The organism is Clostridium sp. AM58-1XD (assembly GCF_003464085.1).
In the GTDB taxonomy this organism is placed as follows: domain Bacteria; phylum Bacillota; class Clostridia; order Lachnospirales; family Lachnospiraceae; genus Lachnoclostridium_A.
Window position 1 is genome coordinate 142,775 of the sequence record NZ_QSDR01000006.1, and the last position, 25,128, is coordinate 167,902.

The window sequence follows — 25,128 nt, forward strand, 5'->3', positions numbered from 1 at the left end:
ATGGGATAAAATTCACTCTGCGGACATTATGTCATGGCTGCTGCGCAGCCGTGACAGCCTCCGGCGGATTTTTAGCGCACGGCTTTCTGCGGCAAGCGCAGAATCCGTTCATGCGCAGATATAATGTCCACTCTGCGGACATTATATCATAACTTCCCATTGCTTTGTTGTATTTTTTCTTATCTTATTTATCTCTTATTCATCGTCTGTAAAATATTTTCCGTACAGGTTATCATCCCATCCCGGCTCCTCGGAGAACTGGCTGTATTCGTTGTCCTGTTGCCTCAGAGAATACTCATCCCGCTCCTGCTTCCAGGTTCTGCCCCGCCACCCAAAACGCACTGCCCGAGTCAGGCGCTTCAGGCATGTGTTCCTGAGATGATCCAAATCGCCGGCACATACTTCTTCAAACTGCTGTCTCATAAAATCCAGCAGCTCCTGATCGGTCATCTCGTCTTCCGACTCATTTTTCGCTTCATAGAACATGTCCTGGAGTTCGTCTAGCGTTTCCACATAGTTGTCCTGGCTGATATACGAAGAATCACAGAATGTATCAATCAATGCCGGAAGAACTCCCCCGCTGAATTCTACGCGCCCTCGTTCCTTCAGGATTTCTTGCCGAGCCGCCATCAGCCCGCCTGCATCCTTATGTGATAAGGAAAGCCCGAACTGCTCTGTTTTCTGATTACACTCTATAACCTTTTGAATCTGCCTCTCCTGCTGGGCTGCCATCATCAATTCAAATATGCGATCCATCTGCGCCTCGTCCTTTCTTGCACTTTTATCTTTCTTCCCATAATGAAACAGATGTAAAAACCAATCATTTCCTCTTTTTTATCTACACCATATTCTGAAGACAGTTATGAGCAGCCCCATTTATCAGTTCTGCTGCGATGTTTGGAATCGCCTGTTCCAGATAGCGTTCCATTTTTTCGATTTCTGTGCATTCGAAATGTGTTGCTGCCGTTATCAGCCTGAGCTTTGTAATGAAAAGGCCCTCTAAAGAACTTTGATCTGTCTGCTGTATCATCTCTTCCAGCCGGAGATATTCTGCACGTTCAAAAGGCTCCGCTTTCGGCCTCACTTCCAACATAAAGGAACATAAGACTTTTTTTAACAGTTCCGCGCAAATGTTCACAAACAGTTCTTTATATTCCATATTATTTGTAACCAGTATTCTTCTGACCGTCTCTTCTGAAAAACAGTTCAGAAATTCCTGTTCCAGCCATATACATTCCAGATACCTGCATATCCGGTCGGCTCCTCTCAAATGTTCCAACCGCTCCAAAACGGGATAATCCAGAGTTAATATGGAATCCTGGGGACAAAAACGGGGATCGTATCTGAGAAAAAATTCGGGCATTCCCTTTACAACTGTATCGTAATATGCGCGGTTCCCATAGCTCTGAAACAGACCGATCTTCTCATTATACAGCCGCTTCGCGCCCTCTACCTTTTGAATCAGCTTATAATACCCGATTTCATAAACCTTTTCTGCACTGCTGAACGGATTTTTCTCCCTCAGCTCCCCCCTTTCAAATTCACTCCCTCTTGCTGCCTCCTGTCCATTCTCTTCCCAGGCCTCGTTTAGACAGTAGAGAACCGCTCCCATCAGCTGCTGTGCCCGTTCATACGTAATAGAAGAACTGGCCTTTGATGTATACCGTTCCGTCAGTTTCTGTACGACCGGCAGCAATTCTTCTAATCTGTAATTCATTCTCATCCGCACCTTCTCCTCTCCGGCCCCTTTGACTACCTTTTCCGTCTCAGGCCCTTTGTGTGAGTTTAGATTTTACTATGACATGAAACATATTACAAGTCTGGAAAAGTATCGTTTTTTGTGGTATAATGAATAGCAGAAAGAGATGGGAAAATACTTCATTCCCATCTCTTTCTGCCATTCATTATTCTCTCTTATTTCTTTTTTAACAGCTTCTTAATCACCGCTTCGTTCCTGAAATTCAACTTTATTTCCGATCTGTTTCAGACCTGGATTCTGTACAGGCCGTGCTTATTACAGTATATATAAATAAAACCATGGCCTTTTTTTGTAAAGCGCACCTGGGCTTCCTGTTCGGGATACAGCTTAGCAAATTCCGTATGGCCGGATGTGACGTATACCGCAAATGATATATAATGCTTTTTATTCATATCATGCTCTATTGAAATACAGTATTCATGGTCGATTACTTCCAGATTAATCTCATGTTCTTCATCCATTTCCTCAGGTTCCAGCTGTGGAAGCAGGATTCCGCAGCAGCTGTATGATCCCTTTCCCACCGCCTGTATAACATTCTGACAGACAGGGCATACATAAAATGAAACTTTTCTCATATTGGCGCAGCGGTTCTCATTTTCCGTATATTCCCCGGTCAGCAGCTCGGCTAATGAAACTTTTAAGGCTCCTGCCAGATCCGCTATGACCGCTCCGTCTGGAAGTCCTCTTCCGGTTTCCCATTTTGAAATCGTTTTATCACTGACACAGAGTCGTTCCGCCAGCTGCTTCTGAGTCATCTTGTTTTTCTCTCTCAGCTCTTTTATCACCTTTCCCGTTACATAATTCATGTTCTTACCTCTTTTCTTTTTACTAAGATAAGAATATCCCACTGATGTCTGAAATACAACCTACGCAGCGTAGAGTCTCCCCTTAGCCTTCTGACCTGCCCGTTCTATTTTTATTCATATCGTCCGCTATACATCTTCTTCGCCGATGTCGTATACCGTTTGACAAAATCTGTTTTTCCCTCTGTATAAGCATCCCGGTTATACATATACCGTTCTTTCAGCTCCATTTTCATTTTCTGATACTCTGCCGCCGTCTCCGGATGTTTTCTTAAATAATCGCGAAAATACAGTTCGTCATGATCTCCATCACGCCTTACATGCAGATGAAATACCCGATCGGCAAAGCCATCACACGTATATCCTTTATTAAATATCAGCCTGTTCTCCGTTTCCGCCATACATAGATAACCATTTTCTGTCAGGATTCTCCTGATTATGTTCCAGTCGCATTCGTTCATTTCCAGCAACATATCTACGATTGGCTTCGCCCATATTCCCTCAACCGATGTACTTCCCACATGGCTTAAACGCTTAATGCTTCCTTCCGGCAGAATTTTCTCCAGGGAGGATTTTTCTTCTTCATACCAGCTGTTCCAGCATTCCCTATGCTCGGTCAGGTTTATGGGAAACAGCTCCCACAGTTCCTCCAGGGTCATTTCCTCCAGTTTTTTTGTCACAATTTTCAATCCTCCTGCAAAATGATCTGACTTAGCGAATCCAGTTTATAGCTCAGTCCAGTCTTTTAATATCTAAAATACCGATTCCAGACTGGCCTGGTTCTCCCGTAATCAAATCTTGGGGAGCCGGAACGAGAAGCATGAAACCATCTTGCCCATACCTTTTCCCATAACCTTTGGCATATTCTTCTTCTACCGAGACATGACGAACCTGGCCCGTAACCATTGCCGTAATCCCCGCTCCGCTTAAATCCTGAATACTCTTTAATATACATTCCATGGATAAAAAGCTTTCTCTGATCACAGGAGCATGAATACTTCTCGCCTTTTCCACAGTAAATCCTCCTGCTTTAAATTCATCCGTGTCATCCTCATTCTCATGAATCGTATCGATCAGTCTGTCATAATACTTCAGCGGCAGAAAGTTGATACAGAAACATTTCTCCCGCTGAATGTTGGCATACGTATGTGTATTCTGGTAAAGACAGCCCATAACCGCAAAAAAGGCCGTCCTGTCGCCATGAAAACAGCTCCAGGAGTGAAAGCAGACATTTGGTTTACCATTTTCCTTCCATGTGGTAACGGAAAAAAGAACTTGGGGAATGGCAGAACTTGTCTCAAAATGAGAAAACAGTTCGAACTCTTCCGGGTAAGCTGCCTTAAAATGCTGCGGAAATTCCAATCCGATTTCTATTTTCATAAAATAACCACCTTTCAGTCCGAAGCTCGAACGCCACGAACGCCATAACGAACGCCCTTAACAGCCTCTTTTGCAGACGACCGTAATATCTCCGTCCACAAATCCTACGCCGACTCCCTGCAGGCCTTTCAAAGTATCCGCATGTCTGCCGTTTTCCAAATACTCTTTTACACTGTCACAAATCAGGTTCAATACGTCTTCCCACTCCATTGCGCAGTCAAAAACATATAGATGATCTCTGTTGGAATATACTTCGTCACACGCCCAGTCATCATCGTTTTCGTCAAAACTGCTCGTTCCCACCAGCTCCGACGACCACTGATCGTCCCCGTCATCATACAGATTAAAATTAACTGCCGCCATTTCAGTCGGGAATTCCTGTTCCAGGCTGCTGTCCAGCCAGCTCAGAAATCCTTCTTTAATCTCCTGTTTCTCCATAAGCAACACCTTCTTTTTCATTTGTAAATACTACTGATTTCAGTATATCACAAGCTCGCTTACCTGTCATTTCACATTGGCCGCTTTATAGATATTTCATATTCCAAATTGACGTCGGCCAAGGCTGCTATTAAAATAGGGCTGATCAAAACCGGACAGCGGTCATCAAGACTCACATATTTCCAGTGCCCGTTCTACATGCGGTTCCATCTTTTCACTGATCATCGTAATCAGACAGCTCTGTGTCTGACCCACCAGGACAAACAGCCTGTACTGAACAGTTTTTAATGCCTTGACCCTTTCCCCGCGCTTTAAGTATAACTGTGCCCAGAACATGGCCGGGTCCGTATTGTATTCCGGCAGCTCCTTTAACAGCTGTTCCGCCCGATCCGGCTCATCATCAGCAACTGCCATCGCCGCCAGTTGGGAAACGGCCTGCTGCCGGAGTCTGACCGATCTTTTTTTCTGCCAATCTTGTATTTTTTTAAAATGCTTGACTCTCACGCAACGTAATAGTATACGATATAGTTACAGGAACAAAGGAAACAAATGCCGGCATATTTCTTTCCTGTTTCTAATTGATTCAAAGGAGACAAACAAGATGAAATCCATAAGCCAGGTAGCTGAACTGACAGGTATCAGTGTTCGCACGCTGCAGTATTATGATGAAATCGGGCTTCTAAAGCCAACCGAGCTGACCTCATCCGGTTATCGCTTATACAGCGATGAAGCGCTCCAGAAACTGCAGCAGATTCTATTTTTCAGAGAACTGGATTTTAAGTTAAAGGAGATTAAAGAGATTCTGGAAAAGCCGGACTTTAACAAAACGGAAGCTTTCCGGAAACAAAAAAGTCTCCTCTGCATAAAGCGGGACCGGATCGACAGGCTGATTGCGCTTCTGAACCGCTTGGAGAAAGGAGAGTCATGCATGAGTTTTAAAGAATTTGATCTGAGCGAATATATTGAAGCTCTGGAACAGTTTAAAAGTCAAAAGGCAGACGACGTTATCAAATACTGGGGCAGCATCGATCATTTTAATGAAATGATTCAGAACGTAAGAAACGACGAATCCCGTTTAGCCAGGATCGCAATAAAGCAGTTTGGAAGCGTAGAGAAATATACGGAAGCGATGAAATATAACCTGGAGCATTTTTCAGAACTGATGGAACGCTCCGAAGCGCTTGTCCAAAAGAAAGATGAGCTCCTGCAAAAAAGCGATGATCTGTACAGGAAACTGACATCTGACCTGTCAAAGGATGCTGCATCCGAAGAGATACAGGCTGCAGTCCGCGAATTAATTGAATTTTCTCAGGAGAACAGTATGGGAATCGACATGGGAGACGGTTACTGGGATATGATGATCGAAGGCTGCTCCCATGAACCGGTGAAAGCGGTAACCGATAAGAAATACGGAGAAGGTGCTTCTGAATTTATCGCCAGAGCGCTGAGTTATTATTTTCATCACTAAGTATCATCGAAATCATTTCAACCACATAGTTTTATCCCATCCGGCGCAGGTCTGCACACCTTGCGCCGAATTTTAATTTTTTCTCAATAACTAGCTTATTACCTGCGCAGATGAGAACGAAGGGGCCGATACTTAACTGATATAGAGAATCGGTACATTTCCCAAAATTCTTTGTATTTCCCCCCGCAGATACACTTCCGCTTCCTCTCTTGCCTCTGCCCGGTAGCAATACCGCCCTCTTCCCCTCCCTGTCATCAGATCCCTGTCATAAAGATCGGGAGCGTTAGGAAACGCTTCTCCATTTATAGCCCGGTGAACAAAGGAATACGTCATAAGAATGATTTCCAGAAACATCTGTTTTTTCATCTGTTCTGTCAGGCCTGCTTTCAAATCTTCCAAGAGCCCCGTATATGCTTCCCTCCATCCTTCCGTCAATATGACAGGTGCGATCAGCAGTCCACAACGGTATCCGGCGGCACACATTTGATTAACGGCGTCTATTCTTTGCTTTAAACCAGACGTCCCCAGTTCAATCTTGCTGATTACCGGCTGAGGATTCACACTCATTCGGAAAATCACCTTTCCCTTATGATCCAGGTTCAGAAGCGGTTCCACCATATCAAATTTCGTCGGAAACGTAAGATAGCCGTCGCCTTCCTGGGCAAACCGAGATATTGTATAAGTCAGGTTGTCTGTTATCGTATTTTCCAGCACCAGATCGCTGTTGCTGCCGATCTCAAACGTAAGCGGACGGTCACTTTTAGCTGCCCTGCGTATGAGCCGGTCCAGCATCTGTTCCCGATTGACGAAAAGGCGGAGGTAGGCGCATTTATTATAGTTGCATACAAGGTAGCAGTACAGGCACATGGCCGTACACCCGGAAGATGTATAGGGAACCAGGTAATCCGATACCTTATGATTTTCTACATACTTGTGGGTCTTACGGATCCCGATAATCAGATTCCGCTTCATACGTCCAAATTCGGAGTTCGGCTTTTCCTGCATTTCCTTTATTGAATTGTGGCTGTCGATAGGAATCCATGGCAAATCGCCGAATTTCTCCTTCAGCATTTTTCCAAGCGGATATGACAGGCTCTCTTGTTCATAATAAACTTCGTTAAATTTCATGGTTTTTCCTTTCCCATGCAGCACACTGGATTTTGATATTTTCTTTTGTCTAGTATGCGCCGTTCTTTTTAAAACCATGAGATAAACTTGAAATCTTAAACTCTACTCTCTAATAGAAAGCAGAATGGCGTTCTTATTCTTTATACTTTTCATCTCTTCTTTAGTAAATGCAAGCGGATAGTCAGAAAGTTCCTGAGCCGAAAGCGGCTCTTTGGAAAAAAGCATTTTCGTGGACATCGGCGCCAGGGGCTGATCGGAAAGTCCCATGAAAATCCCCCATGTCGTCTGACTTGTCTGGAATGGATGGATCATCTGTATGGTCAGGCTCTCAATTGGAAGCGTAATATTCTCCATTACAAAATAGGAAACCGTTTCATGAGAAATCATCCTTCCGGAATAGAGATAGCGTGATTGCTCCGGCCTGGAAAAATCTGCAAGATTCATGTAAAAAGAGCAGGCGAAACGATCCCCGTTCATATCCGGGTAAAAGGTCAGCAGCGATTTCACCTGCTTTTTTATACGGCCGTCAAAATAATATGTGTAGAGCCGGTTTGTATCAAAAAAAGGAATCAGCGGATGGGCCTTGGTATGTGTTTCAGGCGTTCCGAAAAAGAATGCAGGCGATATCTTCAGCACCTTTGCAATCGCCTCTATAGTGTCTACATCAAGTGAAATCTGGCCGCTCTCGTATTTGTATACCGTCGGATTGCTACGGTCTATCTTCTTAGCCAGCTGTTCTACTGTCATGCCCCGCATTTTCCGATATGCGCGTAATCTTTCCCCTACTTCTTTTGTTAATTCACTCATAATCTCCCTCTTTTATCTCACCAAAATATAAAAGCTACTATTTTTACAACTATTTCGATCTGGTTTTTCGTTATCCTGATTATATCACATTTATTTTATATTTTAAAGATAATTTATACTTATAATTATATTTTTAATATTGATTTTACCGATTTGACTTGATATTTTTTTACTGATATTATGATAATAACTATTCGAGAATAGGTAAAACGATAATCAATCTGGGAAGGAGTAATGGTGTCGTGACAAATTCAAAATTGACAGCCTTATTAAAAAAAGAGATGATTCCGGCTCTGGGCTGTACCGGCCCTACTGCCTACGCTTTAGCCACCGCCTGCTGCAAACCGTTTTTGACCGCCGTACCTGAAAAAGTGAACATTTATGTAAGCCCTGCTTTCCTGAAAATCGGATTCGGTGTTGCCACTCCCGGCACTACCGAGCCGGGAATCCCCATTGCTGCAGCACTGGGGCTGGTTGGGGGGGGATTATACCCTGGGACTGCAGGTGCTGAAGCCATGTACGGAAGAAGATGTTAGAAAAGCGGAAAAACTGGAAAAACCGGTTTAATTCAGGTCCTGTGTTCCTGGGATAAAACAGGCGTCTATGTTCGCGCTGAAGTCATTACTGAAAACGAAAAAGTGGCAGCAGTAGTGGAGCATACCCATGACGGAGTTTCTCTTATCGAAGTTAATGGTAAGAAAATACTGGAAAAAAATATTTCATTCGAAGAAAATCAGGATTTAGAGCTGGAAAGTCTGCGGCTTGAGGAAATTTTCTCATATGTGAACACCGCAGACACCAGAGAACTCCATTTTCTCCTCGACGGCTACAAAATGAGCCTGGAACTTGCAGAAGACGGTATCGTCCAGGGATTTGGTCTAAAGAGCGGGAGAGCGTATCTCAGCGAGGTATATGGAGACCACGTCCCCGCCGATCTGTATGAACATCCAATGAACTATCTGCCCGATGATCTTCCAACCAGAGCGCGGATATTGGTGGCTGCCGCTTCTGACGCCCGAATGGGCGGAAGCCGGCTGCCGGCTATGGCGGCAATGGGGGATGGAAACCAGGGCTTGACAGCTATGATTCCCGTAGGCACAGCGGCTGAATTTCTCGGAAAAAATGAAGATGAAACGATAAGAGCCCTGGCACTGAGCTGTCTCATGCTCTTCTATGTGAAAATCCATATAGGACGGGCGGCCGCCTTCTGCCTCTGTGCAATCGCGGCCTCTGCAGGAGCTGCCGCCGGGCTCGCATACCTGATGGGCGCAAGTGAAAAACAGCTGAAGGCCGCAGTTAAGAATTCCATCTCTCCTCTTTGCGGAATGCTTTGTGACGGCGCCAAAAACGCCTGTGCTCTCAAGATGGCGATTGCCTCTTCCACTGCGATCTCAGCTGTAACCCTTGCCTTTAAGGATGTGGAATGCGGCTTCTATGACGGGGTGGCCGATGATACCCTTGAACAGACAGTTAGCTGTATTACAGATATCGCGGCAGGCAGCATGGATATGTTGGACAAAGCTATGGTAGACGAAATACTGAAAAAGTCGGAACGAAGGCGCATGGAAATGCAAAAAAACTGAGGAAGGAAGGCGATCCCATGAAAATTCAGCATGTCTTTTTCAATGCTGACCCTGCGGCGCCATATTGTGATCTTACGATCTGCGAGGATAAATATCTGTTTCTTTCAGGCCTTGTATCACAGGATCTGGGCAGCGGGAATATGCTCTATGGCGACATTACTTTTGAAACGAAAAATATTCTGAATAACCTGGCTGCTATCCTTGAAAAATACGGTTCTGATTTGGACCATGTAATCCGCTGCCAGGTCCTTTTAAAGACATTTGCGGAAAAAACCATGATGAATGTGGAGTATGTAAAACATTTTAATCCGGAACGAATGCCCGCGCGCCTTTGCTTTGGTGACGTCGGCCTTGCGGATGAGTGTAAAATTGAAATTATGGCAACAGCGATAAGGAAATAATACGAACATTTATTTCAGAAAGGAGACAGTATGAAACAGCATTCAAAAAAATTGGCAGCTCTCGTAACTATTTTTTCAATGACATTTTCTCTTACTGCGTGCGGTGGAAAACCTGCTTCTGATCAGAGCAGTACTGCTGACGCAGGCGCTGAAAAAAGTGAAGAAGCCATAAGTGTGGAATGGAGAATGGCAAACCAGCATCCAGACGACAGTATCGCAACAATCGCCGATCAGGAGATCATTGATGCGATCGAAAAGGCCACGGATGGCCGTGTAAAAATTACGCTTTACACTAACAATTCACTGGGCGATTATCTGAGTGTATTCAATGAAGTAATGATCGGATCGATTGAGATGGCACATATTTCTACTGACGAGTCTTATGATGCGAGGCTGCTTGGCGGTTTCCTGCCATATCTCTCCACCGGATATGAGCAGCTTCCCAAAGTATATGGACCGGACAGTTACCTTTTCAAGACTATGAAAAATGATATTTACAAGAATCTGGGCGTCGAATTCATGGGGTTTTTCTGCGAAGGTTTTGACGGCGTAGGGACCCAGAAAGCCATCAACAGCCCGGCTGATATCGGCGTTGATAAGGGGGTAGTGATCCGTGTGCCCGGCATGCAGACATTTATTGAAGCAAATCTCATGCTTGGTTTCCGCGAGTCTACCATCCCTTACAGCGACACTTATACTGCTCTTCAAACCGGTCTGGTCGAAGGAGCTTCCGGCGTGCCCGCCAATTTATTCTACCTGAATTTCCGGGATGTAATCACTCATTTCTATGATTATCAGCAGGTTCAGGAGGCGACCCATATCCTTATCAATAAAGATGCCTTCTCAAAACTGTCCGAAGCCGACCAGAAGGCGATCAGTGAGATCATCCAGGATAAGTGTGCCTCCAGTTATGATCTGGCCAAAGCGGATGAAGACAAATACAAGGATCTTCTGAAAAAGGAAGGAATCGAAGTCGTTGAGTTTACCGCCGAAGAGCGCAAGGCATTTGCAGGTGCCTGCCATGAACAGGTATGGCCCAAACTCGCCGAGACATTTACCCAGGAATTCCTGGATGGCTGTCTGGCTGACATAAAGTAACCGCGCAGTTTTAGTTTTGCGTCATGATCTCTGCCAGGTTCAAAATCATGGAAACCAGACCGCCGGCAGCCGGCATCTGGTTTCCGTACAAAAGGCATAGGAGGCATTACAGTGAAAGTGATTTCTAAAATAGACACATTTTTACAGGAGATTTACGATTACCTGATGATGATTTCCGGTGTAGCAGTTGCCTTGATCATTATCATAGGAGGATTTCTCCGGTACATTTTTAAAGTTGAGTTTTACGGCTCTGAGGAATACACACTTTTAGTCGGTTTCTGGCTGTACTTTATCGGCAGCATATCAGCCGCTCGTGACAAAAGCCACCTCAATGCCGATATGATAACTGTTTTTACGACCAATCAAAGGATGATCCGTCTTTTCGCAATCATCAGAGACGTCCTCAGTCTGGCTATCTGCTGTCTGGCTATTAAATGGTGCTGGGACTATTTTTCCTGGCAGTGGGGACTGCATCCGGTTACCAGCGTGCATCGGATTCCCAGGACATTACAGCAGTTTCCAATGTGTTTTTCTTTTCTGATGTGGGGTTTCTATCTGATCAGGGATTGTGTAAAAGCATTTGCCGAATTTAAGAATACAAAAGCCGAGGAAAGAGGGGGGAGCGTGGCATGACACCGGTAATCGCATTATTGATCTTAATCATTACGATGGCAATCGGGGTACCGATTCCCTTTGCGTTTATATTGTCATCTGCATACATCTGCATGGTCGGCAATTATAATCCCCTTATGCTGTTCAGCTACGGTTTCCAGAACCAGAACAGTATCATACTTCTGACAATCCCGCTTTTCATATTGGCCGGCGCGATCATTGATAAGGAGGAATCGGAGAAAAACTGATTTCCGGACTTCAGAAATATGGGAAAGGTTCCAAGGCCGGCCTTGGAACTACTACGATCATCGCATGCGCGATCTTTGGCGCAGTATCCGGAAGCGCCGCTGCAACGTGCAGTTGTATCGGCTCAATCATGACTCCCCGCCTGAAAGAGAGCGGTTACAAAGCCGGCCATATCGGAGCTCTCATCTCCAGTTCCGGTGTTTTGGGCATTATGATTCCTCCCAGCATCCTGATGATTCTTTATGCATGGGGCACCAATACGTCTGTTCTGGCTTGTTTTCTGGCAACGATCGTCCCCGGAATCCTGCTGGTCGTCTTATTCAGTATTATCAACGTGTGGATACTGAATCACGATACGAAGCCGGATACGCCGGAGGCAGAAAAGGCCCTTGACGACATGCTGCAGAATGCGGAAAAGAAGGCTGCTGCACAACAGCTCCGCTCGGAGGAAAAGGCGAAAGGCAAGAGCGCAATTCCGGCAATTCTCATGCCTATCCTGCTTTTAGGCAGCATCTACGGAGGAATCCTGACCACTACGGAGGGGGCCGCATTTACAGTGGTCTATTCTCTTGTTATCGGTATTTTATATTACCGCACCATTGACTTTAAAACATTTAAGATTTCCATGAGGCAAGCCGGAGAATCGGCTGGCACCATTATGGTCATGCTCTTTACCGTCAGTATTATCAGCCGCCTCTATGTGACGGAGAATTTGCCAGACCTGATCCTGGGCTTTTTAACATCCATCTCAGACAACCGCATAATTATCCTGATCATGATCAATATTTTTATGATTATTATGGGCATGCTTATGGATGACTGCAGCGGCACGGTGCTGTGCGGTCCCATCCTGCTTCCTGTCGTTCAGGCCCTTGGAATCACTCCCGTTCAGTTTGCCGCCGTTCTCAGCGTAAATCTTGGTATGGGCAATATTACTCCCCCTACCGCTCCCCTGCTTTATTTAGGAGGCCGCGTTGCCGGCGCAGAAGTCAAGGATATGCTGAAACCATTGATGCAGTTCATACTGTTCGGCTGGATTCCAGTATTAATCATCACTACTTATTGGCAGGGATTTTCTTTATTTATCCCCAGACTGTTAGGTTATTCATGATGAAAAAAAGATGAAAATAATTAGTATATTGAATGATGTGCTGGGCCCCGTTATGGCAGGGCCCAGCAGTTCTCATACGGCGGTCCCTGGTAAAATAGGACTTGCCGTAAGAAAATTATGGGGCAGGGATATCACTCATGCCCTGGTTATCTATGATTCTTCTGGCTCTTATCCGAACACGCATATCGGACAGGGTTCTGACTTCGGTTTTACAGGCGGCCTTTTAGGCATGGCTGCGGATCATCCTGACTTTTGGAACGCAATCTGCCTGGCAAAAGAAAAAGGTGTTGATATCGAATTCGAAATCCGCACTTTAACATCCGGCCACCCAAACGAAGCGAGAATTGACATTTATGATAGGAATCCTTCATCTACCGGCTCCGCTCCTGCCATGTCGGTACTCAGCTATTCTACCGGAGGCGGTACGTTTCTGCTGGTGGAAATGGATGGATTTCTCATCGAAAACGACGGGCATAGGGGGCGGTGTTATGTCTGCGTAAAGGAAAACGACCTTTCAACTTTAAAACAAAAACTAGATACGATAAAGGCCCGGTACAGCCTGCTCCGCCGTACAATGCCCACAACGGGAAATGATATCCGCCTGCCTGAAAACGCCGTTCTTGCGGATATTGAGCTGCAGTCATTGACGAACGCTCAGACAGTCAGCGAACTTTCCGGAATGAACGGGGTAATCTATCTGCGTGCCTCCCTGCGATCGGAGCCGTAGAGCAAAAGCAAATGACCGATCCTCCATTTACAACCGCTGCAGAAGCTGCCACATTTGCAGGTGGAAAAGAAGCCTTAACAATGGCAGATCTGGCAATAGAATATGAAACCGGATTATGTATGGGAACACGGGCCGCTCTGCGGGAACGGATGAATTTGGTTCTTTCCGTAATGCGCCGATCCATGGTTCCGCCTCCAGAAAACTGGCCGGTTCGTACCTTTATCATTCCCCAACTGGCCCGATTCCTAAAGGTTCAGGAAGACCTTCAGGAATCGGAAAACACAACACCTACCTTTCATTCACTGAATCTTGGCCTGTTGAACGGCGCGATGTCTTCCGCTACCGCAGTTATGGAAAACAGCTGTGTCCACAGGACGATCGTGGCCGCTCCAACGGCAGGTTCCTGTGGAGTAATCCCGGCCGCAGTAATAAATCTTGGTGATAGACTGGGCTGTAATGACAAAATAATACTTAACGGCCTCTGGGCCAGCGGTCTGGTTGGCGCATTTATCGCAAATCAAGCCACCTTTGGGGCCGAGGTCGCAGGCTGCCAGGCAGAAATCGGGTCCGCAGCCGCTATGGCGGCAGCCGGAGTTGTAGAACTTAGAGGCGGCTCTGTGCTCCAGGGATTCCATACCGCGGCAATCGCTATGCAGAGTTTCATGGGACTGATCTGTGATCCTGTGGCGGGTCTGACAGAATTCCCGTGCATAGAAAGAAATGTAACCGGAGCCAGCGTGGCAGTCACCTCAGCCAATATGGCTTTATGCGGAATGACTTCCCCCGTATCCCTGGATGAAACGATCCGGACGATGCTGGAAGTAGGAAAGCTGCTTCCCAAAGAACTGCGCTGCACCTGCGAGGGCGGTCTGTGCACGACGGAAACCGGCCGGATCTTAGCCCAAGTGTTGGCAAAAGAACTCAGTCGTTATTAGCCGTATGGAATGCCGCGTTATATTTATTAAGCTATATTTAATAAAAGGAGGATTTTGCTAAAGGGAATATCGCATTGCCACCGATACCAGATACAGTAACTTGACCACTGCTTGGAACGAAATCTGGTTTCTATGGTAATGCCGGTCCGACTTTTGCAAAACCCTCTTTTTTCATTATTTCAATTTCTAAAATCATCAGCGTTTTTTATAAATATAAGTGAAGAGTCCGTCCGATTCCGTAACGGTTACCGTCTGAGAATCTACAATTGTAAGAATAACCGGCCGGCCTATGCTGTCGGTTCTCTGATAAGTATTATCGCCGGTTTTTGTAAATATGTAGGATGGCATTCCGTCAACCTCATTATTCGGATAAGTCGCCTTCATATTGCCGTCCGCCTGTGGTTCCAGATTAAAATTGCCGACCATATAGTCGCTGTATTCAAACTGTTCTGTTTCTCCCGTCGTATTCACCCGTAAGCTGGACGGCCAGTAATATCCGGCAATGTCCCCTGTATTCTGTGCCTGGCCATCTGCTTCTGCTTTTTGCGTCTGCACAACGCCGTCTACGATCCAGGCCCCTGTTCCATCCACCATACATCCGTCGGGCGTAGCAGTATCGGAAAGCATGTAACCATTCGCATCAAAATAATAACATTTACCGTCTATCCAATTCCAGCCATTATTATAAGAGATGCCGTCATCATTCTGATACCTCCAGCCGGCTGCCTCCTGCTGCCACTGGCCTGCAAAAGCAGGGATGCTCATGGATAAAGCAAATACCGCTGTCAATACGGTTGTTGTCATTCTTCTTTTCATATTATTTTCTCCTTCTATTGTTTTATTTACTATAAATAATACCGTACGAATTATTAGCCTCATTACGCTGCACGGCAAAATATAAAAATTTCCTAACTTTATTTTACCGCTGATGAAATGAAGCGTCAAACATATATATGATTTAAAAGAACAAGGGTTTACACCTGTTTTATACTATGCCGTTTTATACTATGCTGCTTTATACTATGCTGCTTTATAGTGTGCTGTTTTACCTTTCTTGCAATCAAAAAACCTTTTGATTCTAATTGCTCATTCATCTGTTTGGAAATGTATGAGACTATAAAGAAATTCCACCCAATGATGAACGGAAATTCAGGCGAACGTACGATTACACTATACAGGAGCAAGGAAGACCTGTTGGACGGGGATATGCTGATAGCACGGACACTTAATAATGAATAATTTGCATTTTTTGTAATCACGGTATATAATAACCGAATAAAAAATCAACCGCAAATGCCGTTATATTTGCTGCCTGTGGGGGTTTTTAATGTCTATTGTCCAAGTGCTTGAAACTCGCCCTTTTGTCCAGATTAAAATAGACTTTTTATTTCATTTGCAGATGAACGAGACTTGCGAACAGATGAAACAGCATTTCAATGATACCAACAAAGTTGTCAAAAAAGGTACAACTGGTATCCCTGTTAAAAAATATCCAGAAAATAAGCAAAAATGAGGTGTAAAAACTTGAAAACAATCTTTCAGAAAACAGAGCTTTCAGAACCGGCTTTATTCAGCCCGTCCGACACAACGAAAAAGATTGAAAATTTTCCGAAGATATGTGTTTCCACGTTTTCAGAAAATATCATTCAAAAGTTTTCTTCGTTAAGTAATACAGAGAAGATAGCGGAGTTGTATACTGCAAATGGTATCATGCCTATTTATAAAATTCACTATAAAGACACCGATATTGCATTTTATCTGTCCAGAGTAGGTGCGCCTGCCTGCGTTGTAGGATTTGAGGAAGTTGTTGCTATGGGTGCAGAAAAATTTGTTCTGTTCGGCTCCTGTGGTGTATTAGATGATGATAAGGTAAAAGACAATATTATTATCCCTGTTTCTGCCGTCCGTGATGAGGGTACAAGCTATCATTATCTGCCGCCTTCGCCGGAAATCGAAACAGACCCCCACTCTGTTCAAATACTAGAAAGCGTCTTGACAAACTGCGGTTATTCGTATGTAAAAGGAAAAACATGGACTTCCGACGGTATATACAGAGAAACTATTCCCACCATTCAAGAACGCAGACAAGAGGGCTGTCTTGTAGTCGAAATGGAGTGTGCTTCCATGTTGGCAGTAGCAAAATACAGACAAATTCCCTTTATCCAATTTCTGTATGGGGCAGATCATCTTAATTCCGACACATGGGAAATCAGAGATCTAGCGTTATATGGACTTACCAATGCTGAAAAATATATGGTACTTGCATTTGAATGTGGACTTGCCATGTAAAACAGGTAAGGCAGGTATCATGATACCCGCCCCAAATCCAGTATTCATCAAATAAATAGAGCCAAAGTAGAGCCAAATGACATAAAACAACCCCGGAAACGCCCATTTTATCAGCATTTCCGGGGTTCTGTCCGTTACTCAAACTCCCCAATGTATTAACTTATTTGTTAATTATATGGTGTTTTTTCAAGGCTTTTCGTGCCTGTTTTATTCAAATTATACCGCTTATATATCGTTTTGGGAGAAACAGGTATCATACGGGTATCACGGAGTATCATGACTTGAGTGCTATATTTAACATGGCGCTAGCGCCATGTAATCCTATATCCAAGCAAATTATATTCTCTGCTGTAATTTCTCCAATATGGCCATAACATCCGGCTGTGTCGGCGTAAATTTAACTCCGCGTTTTAACATCCCCATTACTTTCCTTGCTTTTTGCTCAATCGTTCTGGCAGTATGCTCACTGGTCAACATCAAATGATTTCCTGCAATCGTGTATTCTCGTTCTATATATTCGTCTATAACCGGAAACATATCTTGTATCAGAAATGCACTTTCATGACTGTCATCCAGTTTCACAATATGAAGAATATCACAAGGCTTACCTGCTTTCTCTTTCTTCTTCATAATTTTTTTGTATTTGTCAATACGACTGGACAACGGTATAACCCAATATATTGCCGTATTCATGTCTTCAAAGCAGTAATAGTGTGGTCTATTCCCCTCTTTATTACCTTTAAGATACGGGTCTGACATATCCTCAAAAAAGCTATCCTTTATTATATAAAATCCCGTTTTCTTCATATGTTTTCCTCTGCATTGAAAAAGTCCCCCGCCTTACGGCGAAGGACTATACTTTCGACCCAACCACTTATATTCCGCATATTGGTCAGCGGTAAACTTTCAACCCGACCATTTATATACCACATATCGGTCAGTGGTAAACTTTCTTTGTACTTACATTCTAGCAAGTACAAAGTAGAAAGTCAATAGTGCTTTCCATTAAAATTATATGCTGGCAATCAAAAAAGTATTCAAATATAGTCTTTAAAAAGAGAGATTTTTCTCAATCCTTAAAAAATTCGCCATATTCCACGTTAAACAATACTTGTAATGCTTTCAAGTCACTGGCCTTGATATTCCTTCTCCCAGCTTCAATATTTGCCAATGTGCTTCGTGACATCATGCTGCCCATTAGTTGTAATTGCTCCACCACTTCTATTTGTGTCATATTCTTTGACATTCGCACAGTCTGAATGTTTCTACCTAGTGGGATGTCCTGCAATATCCACTGCATACTATACCTCCAACCTTGTGACCAATTAGTAACTTGGTTTGAGTATAGTCAATAAATATTGTAATCATGTCACCAGATAGAAACAATCATGTGTCACTTAAAATCCGATATTCAATCTTTGAAAAATTCCACATAATCCACATCAAATAATATCTTCAACGCCTTTAAATCACTTGCTTTAATATTCCTCCGGCCTGCTTCTATATTTGCCAGCGTACTTCTTGACATAAGCCCTCCCATTAATTCCAGCTTTTCAATTACCTCTTTTTGCGTCATATCCTTTTCCATTCGCACCGTCTGAATATTTCTTCCCAGCGGAATATCCCGTAAAATCCACTGCATGACTATATCCTCCCAAACTTTTGTGACTAATTAGAAACTTTTATATTGAGTATAGTCAAAAACTGTGCTAAACTTGTCACTAGATAGAAACAATCGTACAAGGAGGTTCCAAAATGGAAAAAATGTTAGAGCAACTTTATAAGGGTGAATTATATCCCTATTCAAAATTTCAGACCACAATCGAAGATTTTAAGACAAATCGGGATAAAGCCTTTAAATCCTATTCCGTATTTATCGAAAAACTGCCAGATGAATTAAAGGACGAATTTGACGAATTAATAGATTCCCACCTTGACCTGTTACCGCTTGAATTAGAACAGAATTTCATTGACGGCTTTCGTATTGGCGTCCGAATGATGACAGAAGTTTACTCCGCTCCTTTGGATGAAGAAGAACACTCATAAGTTGTTATAAGGCAACCGCCAACGCTCCGGGGCTGCCCTTATTTCCTACCGGCTCAATTCTTGTTCCAGTTTGTATACGGTTCCCTTTAAATCGTTCTGCTGATGATATAACTCATCTCTACGTCTGCAAATTTCTTGATTACGTTTTAACGCTTCCTTCACGCCTTCTCTGGCTGGAAGTTCCGTTTCCTTATAGTTTTTCATCAGTTCCCGGATTTCAGCATTATTTTCTTTTATCCGGCTGCTTAACAGAAACCACTGCACCAGATTTTCAGCTTCTTTGTCCTGTTCAATAATTCCATATTCCACTAACTTAACCGCCATTCGGAACATGACTTGCTTTTCCATTTCTGTCATAGTCACCTTGCTCCCTTCTCTTTTTTAAATGTAGTTTTTCTGCTAATCTCATTTCTTTTTGCTTCCTCTGCCAATCGCCTTAACTGTTCCCGAATACTTTCTTCCTCCGGCGGTTTCTGGCCGCCACGGGTGCGGTACTGCTCCATAGCTTTTTGATAGGCTAATACTTCTTCCTCTGCCTTTTTATATACCCGCATGAATCCCTGTACGGACTTATATCCGCTGTTGTTTATGATAGTATTCAGATATGTTTTCATAGAATATAATTGTTCCTGTGCATTAGCAATTCTACTCTCTAAAGATTTCCGTTCCTTTCCTTTGAACAAACCTTTGACTTCTTCCAGTTCTTCTTTTAACTGTGGGATTTCATATTGTTCCAGATTACGGATTGCAACAATTTGTTTTTCCAGCTTTTCCTTTGTGTCCTGCATTTTACGAAATTCAATCAAATCAACTTTTAAAACCGGCTTCGGCGGCAATCTCCATTTTTCTATAACTGTTTTTAAATGCTTTGTTGCCTGTTCTACGAGAATATGGAACAGCCCCGGCTTTCTGCCATTATCAGCGATAGATTTAGAAACCCGTGTAGTAATTTCCTGCTTCTTGACCTTCCGTATTTCTTTTTCCTCCACTCCCGCTATAAACGCTTCATCCACCACATAATTCCATTCCTGCCTTGTCTGATTATCCTTCTCAATTTCTGCCGCTTTGGGATTATGTTTACCAATTTTTTTAGTGGGAAGATAAACACTGTTCCGGTCAAATACCTGTAAACGCTCCTTCGGATTATCTATGTATTGGTTTATCAATTCCGTAAAGTTTTTCTTTTCCTCCGCCAGAAATTCATCGCTTTTAAAATACTGATTTTTATTCGTAAACATCCGGCTTTCATAAACAGAACCCTTTGGAACAATTTTACAACCCTTTCGTACTTTTTCTTCTGTATCTAAAATCTCTTTTTTTGTTCTCACGTGTTTGCCCTGTTCATCATAAAACATATTGCGGGAAGCAATTTTAATGTCCGGTTCCGGCAATAGCTGCCGCTCACTGAAAATTAAGTGAATGTGATAATTGGTCTTTCGCTTATTGTGATGTAAGGCAGATACACATTCAATATGGTATCTGTACTTAAACGCTTCCGTAAATGTTTCAAGTACCTGCTGTGGATCATATTTAGTGTAATTTTCGGGTAGGGCAATAATCAATTCTCTTGCCTCAATACATTTTCCCTCTGTTCCGCTTTTTATAAACTCCTGCTGATTTTCTTTTGCAAGATTCTTCCAAAATTCCATGTCTGCTGTCTGATAGGTAGCGTACAAATTTTCCTGTCTGGCATGGCTGGATATGTAATCTATCCTTCCCCGTACATCATGCAGCTTGGATATTTGAATAAATGAATTTCTTGCGATAGATGACGCTCCTTTCCGTGAGTGGACACCATAAGGTGTCCGTTTACGAACCCAGCCCGTAACCGGGCAAAAGCCCCCTGCAAGGGCGAAATATACCCAGAGCATAAACCGTAGGTTTGTGCGACGGGTGTATTTCGCTCTCAAACGCCGAGGGCTTCTAAAAGACTATCGTTTTGCTTTCTCGAATGCTGATATGATATGTCTAACCGTACTATCCTCCCACCCGGCAAGCCATATTAACGTATTTTCTTCCTGTGCGGTTAGTTCCGCTTCCCCTAGCACTTGGTTAAGCAAATCTATTTTTCTTTTCTCTGCCGCATAAAATATATCATTTACATTTCTGCTTCCTTTTTCCGGCTGTCTAATCACCTCGTTACCCTCCTTCCGAAAGTAAGAACGCAACATTGTATTTCTTTATAAATTGCACTGTTATGTTTGCAGACCTAACCTTGCAATTACGAAAGACTTACATTGTTGCGTTCTTGAATTTTATGATTTATCTAAATCCCAGTACCAGCCACTTCCCTGTCGTTTTGATTTGATATTCAGTTCCTTTTTAGCCATGTCCAGTGTTCTTTTAGAAACGCCGATTGCTTCCGCTTTCTGCTCCATATCCGCACTGGAAATCAACACATTTTTTCCATACAATCCCTTAATAAGCTGCTTCGCCTGTTGTATTTTATTTATCTTACAATAGCCACCCAATAATTCATCTATTGTAATATCATAGGCTCCCATATAACGAAATTCATCTTTACGCCGTTCAAATGCTATGGGCTGTCCTTCTTCGGCCAGATTACTTTTTATCTGCGCCAATACCCGGATATTTTCCTGCCCCGCCACTCGCGCCACCAGTAACACGCTCCTTGCCACCGCAAAAAAATCTATGGAGCCGATTCCACGGTAAGCGGCTTTGACACCGCTTGCCTTATTCATGTGACCGATAAGAAGTACGGCGCACCCTGTACGCTCTGCAAGCTGGCTTAATTTCTTTGTCATATCTCTTGCTTCATTGGCCCGGTTCATATCTACACCGCCGCCTAAATAGGCTTGAATAGGGTCTAAGATAAGCAGCCTTGCCCCAGTAGCATTGATAGCTTTTTCCAGCCGGTCATCATCCATAGTTAAAGATTTTTCTCGGTCATCAATGACAAGAATCCGGCTGCAATCTGCCTTCGCTTCTTCAAGCCGGGGCTTAACCGTATCAGATAAGCCGTCCTCTGCGGTCTGATAAATGACAGATAAAGGAACGCCTGTTGTGTTCTCCTGTCCGAACCGTTCGCCTTTAGAAATACGTGCCGCCAGATTTAAAGCGAATGTCGTTTTTCCTTCACCCGGATCACCCTGTACGATTGTTATTTTTCCAAAAGGAATGTACGGATACCAGAGCCACTCCACCTGCTGGCTCTGAATCATATCCATACTGATAAGTTTTACTTCCTGCTGCTCCTGCACCTGTTCCATTTCCTGCTCCTTCCTGTGCGATTTTCGTTGAAATTCGCCGGAGCCTTTGGTACACTATATTTGCGAGATATGGTACAAAGGCTTCGGCTTTTGTCATCACGAAAATGCTCCGGTTTAATCCTCCGGGGTATTTTCTTTACCCTGCCAGAGATATTTCGCCCCGTCTAACATCCATAAAATTGCTTTTAATAAATCAAGATAACTTTCTTTTGTTTCCTCTAATTCCTGCACCGTAAGTTCTGCCTTATTCTCTGTAAAATCTTCTGCCAATTCAGTCAAATGTTTTTCCATGTCCTGTAACTTCTCAACAATCTGGTACACCGTTTCTTTTTTGCCTACTACGCAAACCCTGTTGTAAATGCAGGAGCGGATAAAATAATCTTTCTTTTTCATACCGCTGGCGAATATCTTGGCTTCTATTTCCTGTCGCGCTCTGGGCGAAATGCGGAAGCTGATAGTAGGATATTTATGTGTTCCACTCATTTTTCTGTTCCCTCCTTAAATTCTTCGTCAAGTTTCATAGCCATTTGGCTTTGCTCGGTCGGAAACATATGTGCATATCGGTAAGTTATATCCACGCTTTCATGGCCTACCCTGTTCCCGATTGATACCGCCGAAAAGCCCATACTGATAAGTAGCGATACATGGGAATGACGTAAATCATGCACTCTTATCCGTTTTACACCCGCTAGGCTGGCTCCCCGGCTCATTTCATGGTGCAGGAAACTTTTTGTCATATGAAAGATTCTGTCTGTGGGGAGGACACCGTATAATCTGCTGATATAATCCTGCAATTCCTCACATAAGAAATCCGGCATACTGATTACCCGTTTACTTTTTGGTGTTTTGGGGTCTGTTATAATGTCCTCTCCCTGTAACCGCTGATAAGATTTTGTGATTCTGATAACCTTGTTATCAAAATCAATATCCTGCGGCGTTAAAGCCAGCAGTTCGCCCAATCTCAATCCGCACCAGTACAATATCTGGAACGCATAATAAGAATAAGGTTTCTCTTTGACAGCTTCGGCAAATTTTAAGTATTCTTCTTTTGTCCAGAATAACATTTCTTCTGCCCTGCCTTTACCCAGCGGGCCGGCCTTTGTCACTGGATTACTTTTCAGTTCATAAAACCGTACCGCATGGTTGAATAGGGCGCTTAACTCTGATTGCAGCGTTTTTAAATATGTAGGTGCATAAGGCTTCCCTTTTTCATCACGATAGGAAATCTGCTTATTCTGCCACTGGATAATATCTTTTGGCTTAATATCCCGCATTTTCTTATCCTTAAAATAGGGAAGTAATTTGGTACGAACGATATGTTCTTTCGTGAGCCATGTGTTGTGTTTTAACTTCGGCTGCATATCTCTGGTGTAAGCGGCCACAAATTCAGAAAACGTCATATCTAAATCAGAACCTTCTTTCATCAGAAAGTGCTGCTCCCATTCCACCGCCTCACGCCTTGTTTTAAAGCCTCTCTTGACCTTCCTGCAATTCTTTCCAGTCCAGTCATTATAATGGAACGACACGAACCACGTTCCCCGCTTCTCGTCTTTATAGGCTGCCATGTTGCCACTTCCTTTCTTAATCCGCTTTTGTTATTCCATAAAACTTTTCTTCGTAATACTTCCGGCTTACCCTTCCTGCGATAGTAAGAAAACCTTTTGCTTCTAATTCTTCATTCATCTGTCGTACCAGTTTGTAGGCAAATGGTTTTGAAATGCCTAATTCTTCTGCAATTTCCCCGGCTGTTACAAATAAAGTGTTGTTCAATAATAAATCTCCTTCCTTTTGATTTGCGGCTTCCGTTTGTATCGCCTGTTGCCAGTGTTTCAACTGACCTCAACCGCTCATGCGGCTATGGGATTGCTCCTTTTCGAGAATCCCACCATTTACAGGAGTGTCTTTCTTCGCTCGCCCTTACGGGGTCTTGGCGGAAGTCTGTTGGCAGATGATACAGCTCATTTATTTTCATTAACATTGTTGTTAATGTTATATCTGTATTATACATTCGCTTATATGTTAATGTCAAGTATTTATTTCGCAAAAATGTTAATATTTCTATTTACTATTTTCAGATTATCCATTATAATAAGGGAAAAGGCGGTGAATAGAAGATGACAGTAGGCGAAAAAATCAAGTTTATCCGTAACTTCCGAGGCATGACACAAAAAGAGTTAGGTGTTGGAATAGGCTTTGATGAAAAAGGAGCCGATAACCGGATAGCCCAATATGAAACAAATTATCGAGTGCCTAAGAAAGATACATTGTTGCAGATAGCGAAAGTTTTAGACGTAAATCCGTTGAATTTCATTAGTGAGGTTTCCGGCTCTGCGAAAGATATTATGCAGACCTTCTTCTGGCTGGATGAAGATAATCCGGGCGCAATCAACCTTTTTCAGCTTGTAAGGAACCCGGGGAAGTGTAACGCTTCGGATGATACCTCTGTGCGCTATAATGACAGTGATGACTGGCCCGCTCACCCGCCTGTGGGATTGTGGTTTAAATATGGCATTGTGGACGATTTTATGCGGGAATGGTTGGTTAGGAAAAATGAGTTGAAAGCTGGGGAGATTACCAGAAAGGAATATTTAGAGTGGAAATTGAACTGGCCAAATACTTGTGATGATTGTGGGAAGTTTGAGCCAAAGAAAAAATGGCACAATTCCTAAAAATATTTTAGAAAGTACCCTGTACAAAAAATGAAAATCAAAATTATAAAACACTTACTTTTGGGATTACGCATATTTGGGTCTGACTTTAAATACTGTATATGGATTTGGTCTACCTATATTGGGTGTATTCTAATCCAAAAAAAATACGAACCTAAAGTACCTTTCTTTAAAAGTTTTAAGGATAATAAAGACTACACTCAAATTTGTTTTAACTCTGAACTAAAATTATCCGATGAATCCAATGATTTACTATTCTTTGATTGGGCAAAAAAAAATAACACATATCCCATTGTTGTTTTTTCAGCGATTTCCCGATAAAGATGACAATTGTTGTTTTTTCAGCGATTTCCCGATAAAGATGACAATTATAATTTTAGTGGACAAGATTCATATTT

Annotated in this window: 34 protein-coding genes; 14 read left to right on the forward strand and 20 right to left on the reverse strand. The window is 43.2% G+C overall.

Going from position 1 to position 25,128, the window contains the following annotated elements; genetic code table 11:
• Nucleotides 1–195 precede the first annotated feature (195 nt).
• The 7 genes from DXA13_RS05270 to DXA13_RS05300 form a co-directional block, all read right to left on the reverse strand.
• Nucleotides 196–756, reverse strand: coding sequence for a DUF6323 family protein (locus tag DXA13_RS05270; protein WP_118242240.1), 561 nt, complete (start codon nucleotides 754–756; stop codon nucleotides 196–198).
• 82 nt (nucleotides 757–838) lie between these two features.
• Nucleotides 839–1,717: a DUF6179 domain-containing protein gene (locus tag DXA13_RS05275; protein WP_147347990.1), complete on the reverse strand. Its 879-nt coding sequence runs from the start codon at nucleotides 1,715–1,717 to the stop codon at nucleotides 839–841.
• 266 nt (nucleotides 1,718–1,983) lie between these two features.
• Nucleotides 1,984–2,565 (reverse strand): helix-turn-helix domain-containing protein, encoded by a 582-nt coding sequence (locus DXA13_RS05280; protein ID WP_118242242.1) that lies wholly within the window; start codon nucleotides 2,563–2,565, stop codon nucleotides 1,984–1,986.
• 110 nt (nucleotides 2,566–2,675) lie between these two features.
• The gene (locus DXA13_RS05285) at nucleotides 2,676–3,242 is read right to left on the reverse strand and encodes a GrpB family protein (protein ID WP_118242243.1); all 567 of its coding nucleotides are present in this window, start codon (nucleotides 3,240–3,242) and stop codon (nucleotides 2,676–2,678) included.
• Between the two features lie 52 nt (nucleotides 3,243–3,294).
• Entirely contained in the window at nucleotides 3,295–3,942 is a 648-nt protein-coding gene (locus DXA13_RS05290; protein WP_118242244.1) for a flavin reductase, read from the reverse strand.
• Nucleotides 3,943–3,999: 57 nt separating this feature from the next.
• Complete coding sequence (locus DXA13_RS05295; RefSeq protein WP_118242245.1) at nucleotides 4,000–4,380, reverse strand: hypothetical protein; 381 nt, start codon at nucleotides 4,378–4,380, stop codon at nucleotides 4,000–4,002.
• A 165-nt stretch (nucleotides 4,381–4,545) separates the two neighbouring features.
• Nucleotides 4,546–4,794, reverse strand: a complete 249-nt coding sequence (locus tag DXA13_RS05300) for a hypothetical protein (RefSeq protein ID WP_118242246.1) — start codon at nucleotides 4,792–4,794, stop codon at nucleotides 4,546–4,548.
• A gap of 187 nt (nucleotides 4,795–4,981) precedes the next feature.
• Between DXA13_RS05300 and DXA13_RS05305 the strand changes: the two genes are divergently transcribed.
• On the forward strand, nucleotides 4,982–5,848 hold the full coding sequence (locus tag DXA13_RS05305) for a MerR family transcriptional regulator (protein WP_118242247.1): 867 nt from the start codon (nucleotides 4,982–4,984) through the stop codon (nucleotides 5,846–5,848).
• 132 nt (nucleotides 5,849–5,980) lie between these two features.
• Here DXA13_RS05305 and DXA13_RS05310 read toward each other — a convergent pair whose 3' ends face one another.
• Nucleotides 5,981–6,976: a spore photoproduct lyase family protein gene (locus DXA13_RS05310; protein WP_118242248.1), complete on the reverse strand. Its 996-nt coding sequence runs from the start codon at nucleotides 6,974–6,976 to the stop codon at nucleotides 5,981–5,983.
• 102 nt (nucleotides 6,977–7,078) lie between these two features.
• Complete coding sequence (locus tag DXA13_RS05315) at nucleotides 7,079–7,783, reverse strand: helix-turn-helix transcriptional regulator (RefSeq protein ID WP_118242249.1); 705 nt, start codon at nucleotides 7,781–7,783, stop codon at nucleotides 7,079–7,081.
• Between the two features lie 242 nt (nucleotides 7,784–8,025).
• Between DXA13_RS05315 and DXA13_RS05320 the strand changes: the two genes are divergently transcribed.
• The 9 genes from DXA13_RS05320 to DXA13_RS05355 all read left to right on the forward strand — a co-directional run bounded on the left by DXA13_RS05320 (nucleotide 8,026) and on the right by DXA13_RS05355 (nucleotide 14,496).
• Complete coding sequence (locus DXA13_RS05320) at nucleotides 8,026–8,319, forward strand: hypothetical protein (RefSeq protein ID WP_118242250.1); 294 nt, start codon at nucleotides 8,026–8,028, stop codon at nucleotides 8,317–8,319.
• A gap of 102 nt (nucleotides 8,320–8,421) precedes the next feature.
• Nucleotides 8,422–9,366, forward strand: a complete 945-nt coding sequence (locus DXA13_RS05325; protein WP_118242251.1) for an L-serine ammonia-lyase, iron-sulfur-dependent, subunit alpha — start codon at nucleotides 8,422–8,424, stop codon at nucleotides 9,364–9,366.
• Nucleotides 9,367–9,383: 17 nt separating this feature from the next.
• A complete protein-coding gene (locus DXA13_RS05330; protein ID WP_118242252.1) occupies nucleotides 9,384–9,767 on the forward strand; it encodes a RidA family protein in 384 nt (127 codons plus the stop codon).
• A 30-nt stretch (nucleotides 9,768–9,797) separates the two neighbouring features.
• Nucleotides 9,798–10,865 (forward strand): TRAP transporter substrate-binding protein DctP, encoded by a 1,068-nt coding sequence (gene dctP, locus DXA13_RS05335; RefSeq protein WP_118242253.1) that lies wholly within the window; start codon nucleotides 9,798–9,800, stop codon nucleotides 10,863–10,865.
• Nucleotides 10,866–10,976: 111 nt separating this feature from the next.
• The gene (locus tag DXA13_RS05340) at nucleotides 10,977–11,498 is read left to right on the forward strand and encodes a TRAP transporter small permease subunit (RefSeq protein WP_118242254.1); all 522 of its coding nucleotides are present in this window, start codon (nucleotides 10,977–10,979) and stop codon (nucleotides 11,496–11,498) included.
• Complete coding sequence (locus DXA13_RS21245) at nucleotides 11,495–11,725, forward strand: hypothetical protein (protein ID WP_207662146.1); 231 nt, start codon at nucleotides 11,495–11,497, stop codon at nucleotides 11,723–11,725. Before DXA13_RS05340 ends, DXA13_RS21245 begins: the two co-directional genes overlap by 4 nt.
• Nucleotides 11,725–12,834 (forward strand): TRAP transporter large permease, encoded by a 1,110-nt coding sequence (locus DXA13_RS05345; RefSeq protein WP_243008990.1) that lies wholly within the window; start codon nucleotides 11,725–11,727, stop codon nucleotides 12,832–12,834. Before DXA13_RS21245 ends, DXA13_RS05345 begins: the two co-directional genes overlap by 1 nt.
• 10 nt (nucleotides 12,835–12,844) lie before the next feature.
• Complete coding sequence (locus DXA13_RS05350; RefSeq protein WP_118242255.1) at nucleotides 12,845–13,561, forward strand: hypothetical protein; 717 nt, start codon at nucleotides 12,845–12,847, stop codon at nucleotides 13,559–13,561.
• Nucleotides 13,562–13,572: 11 nt separating this feature from the next.
• The gene (locus DXA13_RS05355) at nucleotides 13,573–14,496 is read left to right on the forward strand and encodes an L-serine ammonia-lyase, iron-sulfur-dependent, subunit alpha (protein WP_118242256.1); all 924 of its coding nucleotides are present in this window, start codon (nucleotides 13,573–13,575) and stop codon (nucleotides 14,494–14,496) included.
• Nucleotides 14,497–14,691: 195 nt separating this feature from the next.
• Here the strand turns inward: DXA13_RS05355 and DXA13_RS05360 are convergent, their stop codons facing one another.
• Nucleotides 14,692–15,312 (reverse strand): hypothetical protein, encoded by a 621-nt coding sequence (locus DXA13_RS05360; protein ID WP_118242257.1) that lies wholly within the window; start codon nucleotides 15,310–15,312, stop codon nucleotides 14,692–14,694.
• A gap of 511 nt (nucleotides 15,313–15,823) precedes the next feature.
• Between DXA13_RS05360 and DXA13_RS05365 the strand changes: the two genes are divergently transcribed.
• Nucleotides 15,824–16,009, forward strand: coding sequence for a hypothetical protein (locus tag DXA13_RS05365; protein WP_118242258.1), 186 nt, complete (start codon nucleotides 15,824–15,826; stop codon nucleotides 16,007–16,009).
• Between the two features lie 11 nt (nucleotides 16,010–16,020).
• Nucleotides 16,021–16,785 carry a nucleoside phosphorylase gene (locus tag DXA13_RS05370; protein WP_118242259.1) on the forward strand — a complete coding sequence of 255 codons (765 nt, stop codon included), beginning with the start codon at nucleotides 16,021–16,023 and terminating at the stop codon, nucleotides 16,783–16,785.
• Nucleotides 16,786–17,121: 336 nt separating this feature from the next.
• Here the strand turns inward: DXA13_RS05370 and DXA13_RS05375 are convergent, their stop codons facing one another.
• The 3 genes from DXA13_RS05375 to DXA13_RS05385 all read right to left on the reverse strand — a co-directional run bounded on the left by DXA13_RS05375 (nucleotide 17,122) and on the right by DXA13_RS05385 (nucleotide 18,427).
• The gene (locus DXA13_RS05375; RefSeq protein ID WP_118242260.1) at nucleotides 17,122–17,592 is read right to left on the reverse strand and encodes a hypothetical protein; all 471 of its coding nucleotides are present in this window, start codon (nucleotides 17,590–17,592) and stop codon (nucleotides 17,122–17,124) included.
• Between the two features lie 262 nt (nucleotides 17,593–17,854).
• Nucleotides 17,855–18,085, reverse strand: coding sequence for a helix-turn-helix transcriptional regulator (locus DXA13_RS05380; protein WP_118242261.1), 231 nt, complete (start codon nucleotides 18,083–18,085; stop codon nucleotides 17,855–17,857).
• 111 nt (nucleotides 18,086–18,196) lie between these two features.
• Entirely contained in the window at nucleotides 18,197–18,427 is a 231-nt protein-coding gene (locus DXA13_RS05385) for a helix-turn-helix transcriptional regulator (protein ID WP_118242262.1), read from the reverse strand.
• 113 nt (nucleotides 18,428–18,540) lie between these two features.
• Here DXA13_RS05385 and DXA13_RS05390 point away from each other — a divergent pair, with 113 nt between their 5' ends.
• Nucleotides 18,541–18,831, forward strand: coding sequence for a DUF6809 family protein (locus tag DXA13_RS05390; protein WP_118242263.1), 291 nt, complete (start codon nucleotides 18,541–18,543; stop codon nucleotides 18,829–18,831).
• Between the two features lie 45 nt (nucleotides 18,832–18,876).
• Here DXA13_RS05390 and DXA13_RS05395 read toward each other — a convergent pair whose 3' ends face one another.
• The 7 genes from DXA13_RS05395 to DXA13_RS05425 form a co-directional block, all read right to left on the reverse strand.
• Nucleotides 18,877–19,188 carry a hypothetical protein gene (locus DXA13_RS05395; RefSeq protein ID WP_118242264.1) on the reverse strand — a complete coding sequence of 104 codons (312 nt, stop codon included), beginning with the start codon at nucleotides 19,186–19,188 and terminating at the stop codon, nucleotides 18,877–18,879.
• Between the two features lie 2 nt (nucleotides 19,189–19,190).
• The gene (locus DXA13_RS05400; protein WP_347559714.1) at nucleotides 19,191–20,480 is read right to left on the reverse strand and encodes a MobA/MobL family protein; all 1,290 of its coding nucleotides are present in this window, start codon (nucleotides 20,478–20,480) and stop codon (nucleotides 19,191–19,193) included.
• A gap of 282 nt (nucleotides 20,481–20,762) precedes the next feature.
• On the reverse strand, nucleotides 20,763–20,966 hold the full coding sequence (locus DXA13_RS05405) for a hypothetical protein (protein ID WP_002590767.1): 204 nt from the start codon (nucleotides 20,964–20,966) through the stop codon (nucleotides 20,763–20,765).
• A gap of 120 nt (nucleotides 20,967–21,086) precedes the next feature.
• Entirely contained in the window at nucleotides 21,087–22,061 is a 975-nt protein-coding gene (locus DXA13_RS05410) for an AAA family ATPase (protein ID WP_118242265.1), read from the reverse strand.
• Nucleotides 22,062–22,175: 114 nt separating this feature from the next.
• Nucleotides 22,176–22,544: a hypothetical protein gene (locus DXA13_RS05415; protein ID WP_118242266.1), complete on the reverse strand. Its 369-nt coding sequence runs from the start codon at nucleotides 22,542–22,544 to the stop codon at nucleotides 22,176–22,178.
• Nucleotides 22,541–23,626: a site-specific integrase gene (locus DXA13_RS05420; protein ID WP_118242267.1), complete on the reverse strand. Its 1,086-nt coding sequence runs from the start codon at nucleotides 23,624–23,626 to the stop codon at nucleotides 22,541–22,543. Before DXA13_RS05420 ends, DXA13_RS05415 begins: the two co-directional genes overlap by 4 nt.
• 16 nt (nucleotides 23,627–23,642) lie before the next feature.
• On the reverse strand, nucleotides 23,643–23,831 hold the full coding sequence (locus DXA13_RS05425; protein ID WP_054353940.1) for a hypothetical protein: 189 nt from the start codon (nucleotides 23,829–23,831) through the stop codon (nucleotides 23,643–23,645).
• Nucleotides 23,832–24,175: 344 nt separating this feature from the next.
• Between DXA13_RS05425 and DXA13_RS05430 the strand changes: the two genes are divergently transcribed.
• The gene (locus DXA13_RS05430; protein WP_118242268.1) at nucleotides 24,176–24,730 is read left to right on the forward strand and encodes a helix-turn-helix transcriptional regulator; all 555 of its coding nucleotides are present in this window, start codon (nucleotides 24,176–24,178) and stop codon (nucleotides 24,728–24,730) included.
• The last annotated feature ends 398 nt before the right edge of the window (nucleotides 24,731–25,128 follow it).

What these genes read in the sequence shown, in the direction of transcription:
- DXA13_RS05270 (WP_118242240.1), bottom strand. Translation starts at nt 756, where the DNA reads ATGGATCGCATATTTGAATTGATGATGGCAGCCCAGCAGGAGAGGCAG.
- DXA13_RS05275 (WP_147347990.1), bottom strand. Translation starts at nt 1,717, where the DNA reads ATGAATTACAGATTAGAAGAATTGCTGCCGGTCGTACAGAAACTGACG.
- DXA13_RS05280 (WP_118242242.1), bottom strand. Translation starts at nt 2,565, where the DNA reads ATGAATTATGTAACGGGAAAGGTGATAAAAGAGCTGAGAGAGAAAAAC.
- DXA13_RS05290 (WP_118242244.1), bottom strand. Translation starts at nt 3,942, where the DNA reads ATGAAAATAGAAATCGGATTGGAATTTCCGCAGCATTTTAAGGCAGCT.
- DXA13_RS05295 (WP_118242245.1), bottom strand. Translation starts at nt 4,380, where the DNA reads ATGGAGAAACAGGAGATTAAAGAAGGATTTCTGAGCTGGCTGGACAGC.
- DXA13_RS05300 (WP_118242246.1), bottom strand. Translation starts at nt 4,794, where the DNA reads ATGGCAGTTGCTGATGATGAGCCGGATCGGGCGGAACAGCTGTTAAAG.
- DXA13_RS05305 (WP_118242247.1), top strand. Translation starts at nt 4,982, where the DNA reads ATGAAATCCATAAGCCAGGTAGCTGAACTGACAGGTATCAGTGTTCGC.
- DXA13_RS05310 (WP_118242248.1), bottom strand. Translation starts at nt 6,976, where the DNA reads ATGAAATTTAACGAAGTTTATTATGAACAAGAGAGCCTGTCATATCCG.
- DXA13_RS05315 (WP_118242249.1), bottom strand. Translation starts at nt 7,783, where the DNA reads ATGAGTGAATTAACAAAAGAAGTAGGGGAAAGATTACGCGCATATCGG.
- DXA13_RS05330 (WP_118242252.1), top strand. Translation starts at nt 9,384, where the DNA reads ATGAAAATTCAGCATGTCTTTTTCAATGCTGACCCTGCGGCGCCATAT.
- dctP (WP_118242253.1), top strand. Translation starts at nt 9,798, where the DNA reads ATGAAACAGCATTCAAAAAAATTGGCAGCTCTCGTAACTATTTTTTCA.
- DXA13_RS21245 (WP_207662146.1), top strand. Translation starts at nt 11,495, where the DNA reads ATGACACCGGTAATCGCATTATTGATCTTAATCATTACGATGGCAATC.
- DXA13_RS05350 (WP_118242255.1), top strand. Translation starts at nt 12,845, where the DNA reads ATGAAAATAATTAGTATATTGAATGATGTGCTGGGCCCCGTTATGGCA.
- DXA13_RS05355 (WP_118242256.1), top strand. Translation starts at nt 13,573, where the DNA reads ATGACCGATCCTCCATTTACAACCGCTGCAGAAGCTGCCACATTTGCA.
- DXA13_RS05360 (WP_118242257.1), bottom strand. Translation starts at nt 15,312, where the DNA reads ATGAAAAGAAGAATGACAACAACCGTATTGACAGCGGTATTTGCTTTA.
- DXA13_RS05365 (WP_118242258.1), top strand. Translation starts at nt 15,824, where the DNA reads ATGTCTATTGTCCAAGTGCTTGAAACTCGCCCTTTTGTCCAGATTAAA.
- DXA13_RS05375 (WP_118242260.1), bottom strand. Translation starts at nt 17,592, where the DNA reads ATGAAGAAAACGGGATTTTATATAATAAAGGATAGCTTTTTTGAGGAT.
- DXA13_RS05380 (WP_118242261.1), bottom strand. Translation starts at nt 18,085, where the DNA reads ATGCAGTGGATATTGCAGGACATCCCACTAGGTAGAAACATTCAGACT.
- DXA13_RS05385 (WP_118242262.1), bottom strand. Translation starts at nt 18,427, where the DNA reads ATGCAGTGGATTTTACGGGATATTCCGCTGGGAAGAAATATTCAGACG.
- DXA13_RS05390 (WP_118242263.1), top strand. Translation starts at nt 18,541, where the DNA reads ATGGAAAAAATGTTAGAGCAACTTTATAAGGGTGAATTATATCCCTAT.
- DXA13_RS05395 (WP_118242264.1), bottom strand. Translation starts at nt 19,188, where the DNA reads ATGACAGAAATGGAAAAGCAAGTCATGTTCCGAATGGCGGTTAAGTTA.
- DXA13_RS05400 (WP_347559714.1), bottom strand. Translation starts at nt 20,480, where the DNA reads ATGGAATTTTGGAAGAATCTTGCAAAAGAAAATCAGCAGGAGTTTATA.
- DXA13_RS05410 (WP_118242265.1), bottom strand. Translation starts at nt 22,061, where the DNA reads ATGGAACAGGTGCAGGAGCAGCAGGAAGTAAAACTTATCAGTATGGAT.
- DXA13_RS05415 (WP_118242266.1), bottom strand. Translation starts at nt 22,544, where the DNA reads ATGAGTGGAACACATAAATATCCTACTATCAGCTTCCGCATTTCGCCC.
- DXA13_RS05420 (WP_118242267.1), bottom strand. Translation starts at nt 23,626, where the DNA reads ATGGCAGCCTATAAAGACGAGAAGCGGGGAACGTGGTTCGTGTCGTTC.
- DXA13_RS05430 (WP_118242268.1), top strand. Translation starts at nt 24,176, where the DNA reads ATGACAGTAGGCGAAAAAATCAAGTTTATCCGTAACTTCCGAGGCATG.